We start from the raw sequence: 13,066 nt of genomic DNA, 5'->3' as shown, positions 1-13,066 counted from the left end.
AGTATCAATTACTTCATTGTAGAATCTTTGGCTGCAATTGTACATGAACCTAACGGCTTTGCTGCTAAAATGCCGGTTTTAAAGGAGGATTTCATGATTCAGTCCAATAACGTCGAGCTGGAAGCCGCGGCTTTCAGAAAATTGCTGGTCCATTTGCAACAGCATCCCGAAGTCCAAAATATCGAACTGATGGTGCTCGCCGATTTCTGCCGGAATTGCCTGGCTAAATGGTATGCAGCCGCGGCAGCCGAGCGTGAAATTGACATCAATTACGAGCAAGCGCGGGAGATTGTCTACGGTATGCCGTACAGTGAATGGAAAGACAAACATCAACGCGAGGCCACGCCTGAACAACTGGCAGCGTATGACGCAAAGCAAAAATTGAAAGCACAACCATGACAGACGAAAACCGCTTCGATGCGATGTTCTCCAGCGTGATGGGTCAAGAATATCAAATGTTAAATTTGATCTGCCCATTTGCGACGGAAATGAGTCGCTTGGTCGGTGAAATTGTTGGCAATTACTGTGAGGAGCAAGGCACGCCGCAGGCAGTGGTTGAGCTCGGGGGCGGCACGGGTATTACTACGCTGGCGATCCTGACCGCCGCGGACAACCTTAATATATTAAGTGTCGATAACGAACCCACCATGCAAAACCAGGCGAAGCAGAGTTTGCGCGATTGGGTTGCCGCGGGCAGATTGCGTTTTTCCGGCGAGGATGCGTTGACGGCGTTGCAGGGTTTAGCGAGCAACAGCGTCGATATTTTGGCGTCGGCATATACTTTGCATAATTTCCATAGCGATTACCGGCGGCTAGTGTTGGCAGAAATATATCGGGTATTAAAGCCGGGTGGAAAATTCGTCAACGGCGACCGGTATGCTTTGGATGATATTAGCGCGCATACCCGCAGCATACAGCGAGAGGTTGGCGGCTACTTTAAGGTTTTGACCGAAATCAACCGCTTGGATTTACTCGAACATTGGATAGTCCATCTGTTTAACGACGAGTCGGAAAATCACGTGATGCGCGAATCCGTCGCGTTGGCGCAGATGGCTGAGGCGGGTTTTCGGGACATCGAACTGCAGCAACGCATGGAGGTCAATGCCTTGGTCACTGCGCTTAAATGATATTTTGTGCTGTTCTACAAATCAGGATTTGCTGAACTGTGTGCAGCTTAAACGAGAAAAAACATGGCTGAATCGACTGCTAGTAAAAATAAAAAAACCTTGGATGCGTTTGCCGACGATCTGGATGCCATGCTTAATATTGGCGACCCCTCCGAACAACAGGTTGGCACGATAGATGATGACGAAGCCATTGATCGTTTGCTGGTGGGCGACGAGACATTCGAGCCGGATGCGCAACAGGAAATCGACGAGTTCGCGGATATCGATGAATTACTGAGTGCGAATGAACCTAAGGCTGCATCAAGTTTGGCAGACGATATTGACGAGTTTGGCGACGATTTGGAGGTTGATTTAGGCATTAATCCCGGACGCGAGCAGCAAGTAGTTGACGATGATTTTGTCGATATCGTCGATGCCGTCAATCAGCAGGACCTTTTGGAGGTGCCGGTTGATGACGTGTTTGAAGAAGTCGCGGAGTTAGAAAGGGTGGGGCAAATCGACGATTTCGCCGAGGACGCACCGGTGGCCGCAGTCGGTTTGCCGGAAACTGTGGTGGACGACCTGGAGAATATGGCTGAAATAGACGAGTTTTCCGATGACGCTGACTTGGCAGGCGGTAATGCCGATTTTCTAATTGCGGATTTCGACATTTCGGCTGATGACGAGTATGCACCAGCGACAACGCCAATCGTCGATGAATTTGCGGATTTGGAAGAACCCGATAACAACGTCCAACCAAGCGCGCCGGAACCGGAACCAGATTTGGATCAGATATTGGCGGCGGCTGTCAGTGAGCAAGAAAACGAGGAAGAATTAGTCGTTGTCCAGGCTAACGAGCCGGAAACAGCGCCGATTGCCGCAGCGGCCGAACAAGTTCAAGCAAGCCCGGTGCCGCAGGTACAAGTCATCGATCATAGCAGCGAAATTGCCGCTTTGAATCGGAATATCGTCGATCTCAAGAAACATCAGCAGCAGATGCGCCACGATTTAACCGAGGCGGCGGGTAAAAATGAGCTGCTTGGTTGTCTGGATAGTCTGGAAAGTGTGCAGACCGAACAGAAGAAAACCAAGCGGGCCGTGGAGGCCTTGGCGGCGAAAAAACCGGTAGCTGCCTATGTGGCGAACGGCATCGCGGTGGCGGCGCTGCTGATTGGCACTGGGTTAGGCATACAAGGCATGATTGCCAAGTCGCAAGTCGGCGAGTTGGTGACTATTATCGGGAAATTGCAGGAACAAGTGAATGCCGCGCCCACCAGCGATGCCGCGGACAAGGAAATGTTGCGCAAACAGCTGGATGAATTGACGGTCAGCAATGGTGTGATGGCCACTCAGATCGCTGAATTAAGTAAGGCTGGGCATGCTGACCCGGGTCCGGCAAAAGCCAACGGCGATCAAGCCAAGCCTTCTGCCGAAATCAGCAGCCAGATTATGCAAATAGGCGCCACCATAGAAGCCTTGCAAAACAAGGTGAGCGCCTTGGAAAAAGGTCGAGCGCAAGCAGCCGCGCCGGCCCCTAAACCGGAGAAGAAAAAGCCGGAACCGGTGGAAGAAAATTGGGCGGTCAATTTAATTGCGTTTAAACAGGATTGGTACGCCAAGAGTAAAGCCCAAGAATTCGCGGGCAAGGGCGTCCCTGCCAAGGTAGTCAAAACCGAATCCAAGGGCGAGAACTGGTATCGTTTGTTTGTGGACGGTTTTAAAACCCAATACGAAGCGGCGGCTTACGCAGCAAAAATCAAGAAAACCCTTAATCTCGATTCGGTGTGGGTTACCCGCAATAAAGAATAGCCATGGATAATCAGAAACTGGTAGTTGCAGTATCGTCCAGGGCCTTATTCAATCTCGATGAATCGCATGCGATTTTCGAGACCCAGGGCAAGGAAGCCTTTTGTCATTATCAGATTGAACACGAAAATGAAATTCTGCCGCCGGGTTTCGGCTTTTCCTTGGTCAAGAAATTTTTAGATATCAACAAAGCCTTTCCCGGTGCGCCGCTGGTGGAGATTATCCTGCTGTCGCAAAATAGCGCGGATACCGGCTTGCGTATTTTTAACTCAATCAACCACTACGATTTGGCGATTAGCCGGGCGGCGTTTACCAGCGGCGTATCCCCTTACGAATATATCCCGGCCTTCGGTGCGCATTTGTTTCTATCCGCCAATGGTGAGGATGTCAGAAAGGCCTTGGCTGCGGGCTATGCCGCCGCAACCATTGTCTCCGGCGCGGTAGCCAATCCTTCTCCGCAATTGCGGATCGCTTTCGATGGTGATGCGGTGCTGTTTTCCGACGAATCCGAGCGCATTTATCAGCAACACGGTTTGGCGGCTTTTGCAGCCAACGAGCGCAACGAAGCGCATAAGCCTTTATCGGACGGGCCATTGAAAGAGTTTTTAAGTGCTTTGCACCGCATTCAAACCCATTTCGATCAAGATTTGTCGCCAATTCGCACGGCATTGGTCACCGCCCGCGCCGCGCCCGCGCACGAGCGGGTCGTCAGAACCTTGCGTGCTTGGGGAATCAGGATAGATGAAGCCTTGTTTTTAGGCGGCATGCCCAAGGGGGCGTTTTTAAAAGCGTTTGGCGCCGATATTTTCTTCGATGATCAAAAAGGCCATTGCGATTCCGCGGAGTCACATCAAATTGCAGCAGCTCACGTCCCGCATGGCGTCACAAATCAACACCGGCCTTGAAGCGCACTAACCACGGCGTACTTTCTACGCAAGCTTTCAAATACAAGGTGTTGCCGTATAGCAGTTTGATTTTACTGCCTACCGCGTATTTGCTGTTGGCTAACAACACTTCAGGTTGAGCGGTTTCCATCCCGATGACTATCGCTTTCTGGCTGTTACTGTCACCGGCATTTTCGATATCGTGGATGGTAATGTTGCCGATTATGGGTTCCAGCAAAATTAGTGTCACATCTTCAAAGAGCGTTTGCTGGCGAACTATTACCAGTTTGGCGGGTTGTTGCTCCCGGCAAAGTAAGCCAATATCGCCGGTTGAACAATTGGGTGCGGGGCTTTCCGCGACCAGGAATTGCTTGCTGACGTTGCGTAACAGGCTCAGACTGGTGCCATGCTCGGGAAAACTGATTAGCGAAGAATTTAACGGTTTGTAGAAGCTTTTTTCATGTTCCAACGGCACTAGAGACATATCGCGAGCCAGGGATCTTCCGCGCGATAACTGCGAGCTCAGGTTCATGATTTTCGATAATTTTTCTTCACCTTGTAGATGGGCGCTAACCGCAACGAAGCCCTCGAGTAAGTGTGCCGGCATCGGCGGGCCGATGGCCACCGATGCGAAAATATTGCTGTATCCCGTCAAATGCAAGGCCAGTTTGGTTTGCATGTTTGAATTCAGTTCGGTCTCGATTTCGCCAAGTTGCAAGGCATGGCCGAAGTTCTGGCAACTGATGTACACCGAGCCGCGTGGCAATGTGCTGTTAGTACGCGGCATAGGGCTTGGTTCACTGCCCACATTCCAAATAAAACGGCAATCCGGATTGGGTGTTTTGCTGATTTCCAGGCGATCCTGATGCCGACTGACCAACTGAAATAATTGACTGATTTCAGTTGTTGAATATTGGTTGGGTTTGCTGAGTGCAAACAATAGGTTGCGCTTGATGACTGCTTCAATGGTGCTTTGTAACTTGAATTCCTGAGGTTTGGACGAGACCGGCTTTTTTAGCAGTTGCAGTTCGCCGGCTATGGTGTAAAGCAGGCCGCTCTTTTTCCACAAGGTCGTGGACGGCATTTCGTAAAACAGCGCCGTGCTGCGCAGACAATACCCCGCGAGCTGCAAGGCATAAAATATCGCTTGTTGGGTCAGCGATGTATCGAGTTGTTTGGTCTCGACCGTGCGGCAAAAAGCCAGGCTCAAATGTCTGAGTAGCTGGATGGCTAGCTTCGCAATTTTCAGCGCTTTGGTGTTGGTGGCTATGTCTGTTTCGGAACGCGCCGCGTTGGTCAAGCCATTGGATAAATGCAATGTCAGCGGGGTTAAGTTTACGAGTATCGGCAATACGTTTGCGACTGTGCCGTTAAAGCGACTCAGTTGTTTAAGGACCAGATTCAACTGGTTTGCCGCGTTCGCCGCGGGTAGCGCGCTTAGTGAATTAATCCATCCGCCGAGGGATTCCGTTGACAGCTCAAAAGGCAGTGATGCGTTATCGGTCATGTACTTGCGAGTTAAGATGTGTTGAAAACATAAACTCAGTTTAGTTCAGATTGACGGCTATAGGCAGTTGCCGATTTTACGAAACCTCGGCAGCTGCATAAAATGCCGATTCCATCGAATAAACACAGCAGAGTAATGAAGCGAATATTGAATTGTAAATGGGAACTTGCCGCACCCGTTTTTGGAGCATTGCTCACCATGGCCTTTGCGCCATACAGTTACGCTTACGCAGCAATTGGCGCTTTAGCTTTTATTTACTGGGTTTGGCAGCGGCAGGCGCCGAACAGGGCCGCTCTTAGTGGTTATTTGTTCGGTTTGGGCTTGTTCGGATCGGGGATTTGGTGGACGTATATCAGTATTCACGATTTCGGCGGCGGCGACCCGTATAGCTCGATAGCGTTGACGGCTCTGCTGGTAGCGGTTTGGGCCTTATTTCCGGCTTTGACAGGCTGGTTTATCGCCAAAGCCTCAATCTGTTCCGGGGTTTGGCTACGCATAATAGTTGCCGCTATTGCTTGGGTAGCCGTCGAGTATTTCCGCGGTTATTGGTTGTTGAACGGTTTTCCGTGGCTGCAAATCGCTTACAGTCAACTATCTACGCCGTTGGCCGGTTACGCTCCACTGGCCGGGGTTTATGGGGTCGGGTTTTTGTTGGTGGTATCGGCTTTTTCCTTAGTCGAATTAGTGCGTGGCAAATTGCCGGCTTTGCCGGGGCTGCTGGTTTTAGGGGTAATTTGGGTAGGCGGTGGCTATTTGCAAACGGTGGCGTGGACTCAAGCCGTCGGCGCGCCGATCAAGGTCACCTTGGTACAAGGCAATATCGGCCAGGATCAGAAGTGGCAGAAAAATCAGAAACTCAACACACTCAGGCTATATCAGGAACTTACCGAACAGCATTGGGATTCTGATGTAATCATCTGGCCGGAAACATCGATTCCGGCCTTTCTGTCGCAAGTAAAAGAGTTCTACATTGATCCGCTACAAGCTGCCTCGCAAGCGCATGGGGTTGACTTGGTGGTTGGGCTACCCAGTAGCGGGCAGGGTAAGGATTATTACAACAGCGTCATGACCTTAGGCGAAAAACAAGCCCTGTATCATAAAAATCACTTACTGCCATTTGGCGAATATTTACCGCTTCAGCCTTTATCGGGTTGGGTATTGGATAAATTGCAAATACCGCTGGGCGATTTCGCGGCCGGTGGCGACCGGCAAACATTGTTGACGGCGGGCGGTCATGCGTTTGTCACCACGATCTGTTATGAAGATGCCTTCGGCGAATTGGTTGCCAGGCAAGTGGCGGATGCAGCGTATATCGTCAATATGACTAACGACGCTTGGTTCGGCGATTCCTCACAGCCGCATCAACACATGCAAATGGCGCAAATGCGGGCGCTGGAAACCGGCCGCTATCTGGTTCGCGCGACCAATACCGGCGTGACCGGTTTTGTTGGTCCGGACGGGGCATTACGTAAGCAAGCGCCTTTGTTTACCACCACGACTTTAACCGATTATATAGTGCCGATGCGTGGTCTTACGCCTTACGTCATCTTGGGTGACAAAGGTTTTTTCGGGGTGTTGGCGGTGTTGCTGCTAGTGACGTATGTCAGGCATCGCAGATTCGATGCGCGTATTGCCAAACAAGGCGTTGAAGCCGTTTAGAAATGTGGTGCTTGATTTATAAAACATCCCTCATCAAAAGCTCTTATGATCCTCAAGCACTGTAAATCCTCAATCCTGATTAGCACACTGACCTTGGCTTCCGGAGCATCCCACGCTGAACCAGTTTTAGAAACGCCGGCATTCTGGTTGGAATCTGGGCAAAACCGTATCAAGGCGGCTGAGCAACTGGAATCTAATCGAGCATTCGCCAAAAACGTCATTCTGTTCATTGGTGACGGTATGGGCATCTCGACTATTACCGCCGCGCGTATTCTGGAGGGGCAGCGCAAACCCGGCAATCGCGGTGGCGAGGAGAATTCGCTGAGTTTCGAAGCCGCGCCGTATGTGGCGCTATCGAAAACCTATAGCGCCAATCAGCAAACTCCGGATTCTGCGCCGACCATGTCAGCGATTATTACCGGTGTGAAAACCAATGATGGCGAATTGTCTGTAGGCATGCAGGTGGCTCGCCAGGAAAAGAGTGCAGAGGTCGTCAATACCTATAAGGTGAAAACCTTGCTAGAGCAAGCAGAGGAAAAAAGCCTATCAACTGGCGTGGTCTCTACTGCCCGAGTTACGCATGCCACGCCGGCTGCTTGTTACGCCCACACCTCTGAACGCGATTGGGAGTCCGATGCGCAAATTCCTGCGGGCGCCACCGTTCGCGATATTGCCAAACAATTACTGGGTTTCGAATACGGCAATGGCCTGGAAGTGGCGTTGGGGGGCGGGCGTAGCATGTTTTTGCCCGAAACGACGCCGGATCCGGAAGATAGTGACAAGTTTGGTAGCCGCAAAGACGGTGTTGATTTGACTCAGCGTTGGCTAGCCCAATATCCGCAATCGGCTTACGTTTATAACAAAGCCGGCTTCGACGCCATAGACTCCAAGCAAACCGAGCATTTGCTGGGGCTGTTCGAGCGTTCGCATATGGAATACGAGCATGATCGGTTTGGTGACAAAGGTGGCGAGCCGTCTTTGACCGAGATGACCGAAAAAGCCATAGATATATTGTCGAAAAATAAAAATGGATATGTGCTGATGGTGGAGGCGGGCCGTATCGATCACGCCCATCACGCCGGTAATGCCTATAGAGCCTTGACGGAAACCATCGAGCTATCTAATGCGGTACGCAAGGCGTTGGAAAAAACCAATCCTCAGGATACGTTAATCATAGTTACCGCCGACCATAGCCATACCTTTACCATCGCCGGCTATCCGCAACGCGGTAATCCTATTATGGGCTTGGTAAAACAAACCGGCGAAACCGGTTTTGCCAAGGACAGTAACGGATTGCCTTACGCGACGTTGGGATACGCCAACGGTCCGGGTTATCGAGGTAAAAACGGTCGCCCGGATCTAAGCGCTGTCGATACCGCACATCCCGATTTTTTGCAGGAAGCCGTTGTACCGCTAGGCAGCGAAACGCACGGCGCCGAAGATGTGGCGATTTTCGCCTTCGGCCCCAAAGCGCATTTATTTCATGGCGTACAAGAGCAAAGTTACATCTATCAAGTGATGGCGCATGCCTTGAAGTTTAAAGCCGGGCGGTAAAGTCTCACCAATCGTGAACACAGGATTTTCAGCATAAAGATAAGGCATTAGACCGTGTACTTGTATTAAGCGTACGAGCCAAACTATACCGGCAAATTTAAAAATTCATGGCAAATTAGCTCGTGGCCGGATTTGCTCGGGCCACTAATAATGCAATCTTAATTTACACATAATCTAGATTTAAGGAAGTCTGAATAAAGTACCGACATACAAATCTAGCTTAGACGGTTATAAGGAAAAATTATGGACAATTTAAAAGCGATACCAATAACCAGCAATACAGACGGCAATTATTGCGACCACTCTAACTTGACCATGGAATTCGCCTACGGGTCGCCAACCGGGAATTTTATCTGTAAGGAATGCGGGCGACTGTTATCTAAATCGACGCACCGACAGCCGGCATTTGTGCCAAATAGCGTGCGAATAAAAACCATGCCGCCTTCAAGATTACCCGTATTTATAGTTTAGATATGTGCACGAGAAAACCACGAATACAAAAAAGCCGGGTATTGTTCCCGGCTCTGCTTGTCTAATTGACAATTTAATGCATTCTTGAAAACTAAAGATATCGGTCTGACTGCTATTAAATAAAATTATCTTCCTATCTCAACGTCACGCCATGCCTCAACGGCGAATTCCGCCAATTCTTTGATTATTCCAAGTATGAATAACGCAAGACCATAAGTAAGTCCGGCGAGTATCAGTACTGCAAGTATTTTCATAAGACCTCCCAAAAGCTATCGGCTGGACCGATTCTGCCACCTTTTTGCTAAAACTCAACAGTGTTTTGGTCACTCTTGTAGATGGCGTGTTTCCGAAAAAGTGGACAAAATCATCCAAAACAAACCCTTGGTTCGCTTTCTTAAAGTCAATTAAATTTTACAAATTTATTCATTTGAACTGCCATGGCTTGGTGGTGGCGCTATGTTTGTGCAATCAAACGATCTCGTCATCCGCCTAACAGATTAGCTTTTGGCTTTGGCGCGTCGACGTATGGGGCAAAGATAAGCGATCTTTTGCGTTACTGACCAAAAATGTCAGGTAACTGTCACTTATGGCAATACTGCGCTGAAAAAATAGTCTTATTTACGCAGATCGTTCGAGTAGGCGAAGGCCATTCCGTTGCCAGAAAATGGTGTGATATTTGCTTTGTATCTCTTGCCTAATGTTAGCCACCTACATTTTCGGTACGACTAGTTACTTTTCTGAGCAGTATTGGTAAGTTAACGAATTCAATTGCTTGTGGGGATTAGAAAAGCTTCAATTAAGGGAATTACGATGAAAACTAAATTCGGTAAATCCAACTCGCTTAAAACCCGTGATGCTGGTTTTCAAGCAAATCCAATATATCTTTACGAAATTGACCTCAGAGTCCAAACGGCAAATTGGTTGAAGCAAGAGACTCAGCAATTGAAAGATAGATTGAAAAAATATCCGGCTGTATAACTTGTTAAACGCCTAATGTACGACCCTAATCGGATTGGTTACCGTTTCCGAGGAATAGTGTTGGCGGGATAATTTAGGCCGACAGTGAGTCTACATAACCCTGCTAGAGCATAGGCACCAGGTCCAACTCAAACATAATCGCGTCCTCGCGACCGTTTTTGGCTGGATAATAATTCTTACGGGTGCCGATTTCGCGAAAACCGGTTTTTCGATACAAATTGATGGCTCCAGGATTACTGGGGCGCACCTCAAGGAATATTTTCTCAGCGCGGGGCCGGGCGTATTCGATTAAGTGTTCCAACATTTTGCGGCCGGCTCCCTGGCGTTGAAAGATGGGGTTGACGCTGATGTTCATAATGTGAGCTTCGCCAGCGGCTACATTGATGATGCAATAGCCTACTATGTTGTCATCTGGCGCCTCGCACACCCAACTGGTGTAAGTCATGGTGCGGAAACAATCTTTAAATATCCCTTCCGACCACGGAAATTCGTAATTTAACTCTTCTATCTTCAAGACGCTGGTTAAATCAGCATGATCCATTTTGCGCATCCGCATTAAGTCTTTGCTATCTACCGAGTCTGGAAACACCTTGGCGTAAAACTCGCGGTCCGCGTCGTAAATCACTGCATCTTTCAGTTTATGTAACAGTTTCCACATGGTTTTATTTTTCTAGTTTTTGATAGACCGACAGCGCAAACTGCAAGTCGCTCCAGGCCTTTGCCTTTTCCAGTAGCGAGCGCAATAGGTAAGCCGGGTGATGAATGACAATCAGCGGAATATCGTGTAATTGGTGTTGAACGCCGCGTAATTTTGCCAGAGGTTGTTGGGTGGTTAGCAAGCTTTGCGCAGCAATCCGGCCTACCGCCAAAATTATTTTCGGTTGTATCAATTCGATTTGCTGCTGCAGAAAGCGATTGCAGGCGGCGACTTCTTCGGCTTGCGGATCACGGTTATTCGGCGGCCGGCATTTCAATATATTGGCTATATAGACTTCTTCCCGCTTTAAACCTATCGCCCGCAACATTTCGGTTAATAATTGGCCGGCTTTGCCGACGAACGGTTCGCCTTGTAAATCTTCATTTTGCCCAGGCGCCTCACCAATCAACATCCAGCTTGCCTGTTTATTACCGACACCGAATACGGTTTGGGTGCGGGTTTTACACAGCGAGCAGGCTTGGCACAAAGAAACCTCGAGTTGTAGGTCTCTCCATATTTGATCATTGGCGTGTGACGACGGCGAAGCAGAACGTCGCGGAAGCTCGATATTAACGGTTTCGATGACGCTTGATACCGTTTGCTCGGAAGGCTCAACTTCGTGGGCTGCAAAGGGGGTAGCCGGTACTACGTGTTCGATTCGACTTTCACAATGAACGGCCGCTTGCGGAACTGCGATGGGTAGACGCCTAAGTGTCCAGACGTCAATGCCCATCGCCTCCATGTACTGCAAGCGGGTCGCGTTATCCATGGCGGCTCAAAAATCAGACATCGCCTTTTTGCGGATGCTGACGTTGGTCGGGCGTTTGCAGTTTGTTAACCGCGTTAATGTAAGCCTTGGCCGAGGCGATTACGATGTCGGTGTCGGCGCCGGAGCCGTTAACGATACGGCCGGCATTTTCCAGTCGGACGGTTACTTCACCCTGAGCATCCGTGCCGGTGGTGATGTTGTTAACCGAGTACAACGCCAAAGTCGCGCCGGTTTTCACCAGGCTTTCTATCGCTTTCAAGCTGGCATCCACTGCGCCACCGCCTTGCCCGCTGCCGGTGACTTCCTTGCCATCGACACGTATCGTGACGGTGGCGTTAGGGACTTCGCCGGTTTCGGAACAGACTTTTAAGGCTACTAGTTTGATATGTTCGTCTTCAGCTTCGAAGCCTTGCTCGGAAATTAAGGCCTGCAAGTCTTCGTCGAAAATATCGTGCTTTTTGTCGGCCAATTGTTTGAAGCGGAAAAAAGCATCGTTCAAATCGGCTTCGCCGGCAAAGTCCACGCCCAGCTCTGCCATTCGGGTTTTGAAGGCGTTGCGGCCGGAATGTTTGCCTAAAACCATGCGGTTGGTGGTCCAGCCCACATCCTCGGCGCGCATAATTTCGTAAGTCTCGCGGTTTTTCAATACGCCGTCTTGATGAATGCCGGATTCGTGGGCAAAAGCATTGGCGCCGACGATGGCCTTGTTAGGCTGCACCGGAAAGCCGGTGATGGATGACACCAGTTTCGAGCATGTGACAATCTCGCGTGCATCCAAGCCGGTATCGCAGCCGAAGAAATCCTGGCGGGTGCGCACCGCCATCACCACTTCCTCCAAAGAGGCATTGCCCGCGCGTTCGCCCAAACCGTTGATCGTGCATTCTACCTGCCGCGCGCCGTTCATCACCGCCGACAAGGAGTTGGCAACCGCCAAGCCCAAATCATTGTGGCAATGTACTGAGAAGATAGCCTTGTCGGAATTGGGGATGCGCTTGATCAAATTGGCGATAGTCGCACCGAACTGCTGAGGCATGCTATAGCCGACCGTATCCGGGATATTAAGTGTCGTCGCTCCGGCATCGATCACAGCTTCCAGGATTCGGCACAAGAAATCTTCTTCCGAACGGCCGGCATCTTCCGGGGAGAATTCGACGTTATCGGTGTACTGGCGGGCGCGCTTTACTGCCCGAACTGCGTATTCGATGACCTGATCCGGCTGCATATTCAACTTCTTTTGCATATGGATCGGCGAAGTCGCGATAAAGGTATGGATGCGCGAGCTGTTTGCGCCTTTCAAGGCTTCGCCAGCCCGGTCGATGTCTTTGTCCAGCGCCCGCGCCAAGCCGCAAACTGTGCTGTCTTTGATCGCATCCGCCACTGCTTGCACCGCTTCGAAATCGCCTTGGCTGGCGGCTGGAAAGCCGGCTTCGATGACGTCGACTTTCATGCGCTCCAGAGCTCGGGCAATGCGGACTTTTTCATCGCGGGTCATTGATGCGCCTGGGCTTTGCTCACCATCGCGCAAAGTTGTGTCGAATATAATTAATTTATCTTTCATGAGAACTCCGTTCATGAAATGTTCGGCGCTGAGGCCGAGGAACAGAAAAGGGTGGTATTGTTTAAATGAGGATAGAG

At 50.1% G+C, this 13,066-nt stretch carries 12 protein-coding genes; 7 read left to right on the top strand and 5 right to left on the bottom strand.

The features are described 5' to 3' along the window. The first annotated feature begins 93 nt into the window (after window positions 1-93). The 4 genes from DDY07_RS14070 (at window position 94) to DDY07_RS14055 (ending at window position 3,817) form a co-directional block, all read left to right on the top strand. On the top strand, window positions 94-399 hold the full coding sequence (locus DDY07_RS14070; RefSeq protein ID WP_171696314.1) for a DUF1244 domain-containing protein: 306 nt from the start codon (window positions 94-96) through the stop codon (window positions 397-399). Beyond that, window positions 396-1,127 (top strand): class I SAM-dependent methyltransferase, encoded by a 732-nt coding sequence (locus DDY07_RS14065; RefSeq protein ID WP_171696313.1) that lies wholly within the window; start codon window positions 396-398, stop codon window positions 1,125-1,127. The genes DDY07_RS14070 and DDY07_RS14065 overlap by 4 nt, the downstream gene beginning before the upstream one ends. 63 nt (window positions 1,128-1,190) lie before the next feature. Further along, complete coding sequence (locus tag DDY07_RS14060; RefSeq protein ID WP_171696312.1) at window positions 1,191-2,915, top strand: SPOR domain-containing protein; 1,725 nt, start codon at window positions 1,191-1,193, stop codon at window positions 2,913-2,915. Between the two features lie 2 nt (window positions 2,916-2,917). Next, window positions 2,918-3,817 carry a 5'-nucleotidase gene (locus DDY07_RS14055; RefSeq protein WP_033158850.1) on the top strand — a complete coding sequence of 300 codons (900 nt, stop codon included), beginning with the start codon at window positions 2,918-2,920 and terminating at the stop codon, window positions 3,815-3,817. Here DDY07_RS14055 and DDY07_RS14050 read toward each other — a convergent pair. Continuing rightward, entirely contained in the window at window positions 3,795-5,303 is a 1,509-nt protein-coding gene (locus DDY07_RS14050) for a hypothetical protein (RefSeq protein WP_171696311.1), read from the bottom strand. The two genes, DDY07_RS14055 and DDY07_RS14050, sit on opposite strands and share 23 nt — an antisense overlap. 102 nt (window positions 5,304-5,405) lie before the next feature. Here DDY07_RS14050 and lnt point away from each other — a divergent pair, with 102 nt between their 5' ends. Continuing rightward, the gene (gene lnt / locus DDY07_RS14045) at window positions 5,406-6,962 is read left to right on the top strand and encodes an apolipoprotein N-acyltransferase (RefSeq protein ID WP_367650880.1); all 1,557 of its coding nucleotides are present in this window, start codon (window positions 5,406-5,408) and stop codon (window positions 6,960-6,962) included. A 45-nt stretch (window positions 6,963-7,007) separates the two neighbouring features. Beyond that, the gene (locus DDY07_RS14040) at window positions 7,008-8,516 is read left to right on the top strand and encodes an alkaline phosphatase (protein ID WP_171696309.1); all 1,509 of its coding nucleotides are present in this window, start codon (window positions 7,008-7,010) and stop codon (window positions 8,514-8,516) included. A gap of 596 nt (window positions 8,517-9,112) precedes the next feature. Here DDY07_RS14040 and DDY07_RS24320 read toward each other — a convergent pair. Beyond that, complete coding sequence (locus DDY07_RS24320) at window positions 9,113-9,241, bottom strand: hypothetical protein (protein WP_020482963.1); 129 nt, start codon at window positions 9,239-9,241, stop codon at window positions 9,113-9,115. 556 nt (window positions 9,242-9,797) lie between these two features. Between DDY07_RS24320 and DDY07_RS14035 the strand changes: the two genes are divergently transcribed. Further along, window positions 9,798-9,965: a hypothetical protein gene (locus DDY07_RS14035; protein WP_171696308.1), complete on the top strand. Its 168-nt coding sequence runs from the start codon at window positions 9,798-9,800 to the stop codon at window positions 9,963-9,965. A 103-nt stretch (window positions 9,966-10,068) separates the two neighbouring features. On the opposite strand, the gene rimI is transcribed toward DDY07_RS14035, so the two are convergent. The 3 genes from rimI to DDY07_RS14020 are packed head-to-tail and all read right to left on the bottom strand — an operon-like array spanning window position 10,069 to window position 12,989. Beyond that, the gene (gene rimI, locus DDY07_RS14030) at window positions 10,069-10,623 is read right to left on the bottom strand and encodes a ribosomal protein S18-alanine N-acetyltransferase (RefSeq protein ID WP_101051819.1); all 555 of its coding nucleotides are present in this window, start codon (window positions 10,621-10,623) and stop codon (window positions 10,069-10,071) included. A gap of 4 nt (window positions 10,624-10,627) precedes the next feature. Continuing rightward, window positions 10,628-11,431, bottom strand: a complete 804-nt coding sequence (locus DDY07_RS14025; protein WP_171696307.1) for a uracil-DNA glycosylase — start codon at window positions 11,429-11,431, stop codon at window positions 10,628-10,630. A gap of 13 nt (window positions 11,432-11,444) precedes the next feature. Next, window positions 11,445-12,989 carry a 2-isopropylmalate synthase gene (locus DDY07_RS14020; RefSeq protein ID WP_033158855.1) on the bottom strand — a complete coding sequence of 515 codons (1,545 nt, stop codon included), beginning with the start codon at window positions 12,987-12,989 and terminating at the stop codon, window positions 11,445-11,447. Between the last annotated feature and the right edge of the window lie 77 nt (window positions 12,990-13,066).

The organism is Methylomonas sp. ZR1, from assembly GCF_013141865.1.
Lineage (GTDB): Bacteria > Pseudomonadota > Gammaproteobacteria > Methylococcales > Methylomonadaceae > Methylomonas.
The sequence above is the reverse complement of the archived record's forward strand: the minus strand, read 5'-3'. Positions and strand labels throughout refer to the sequence as shown.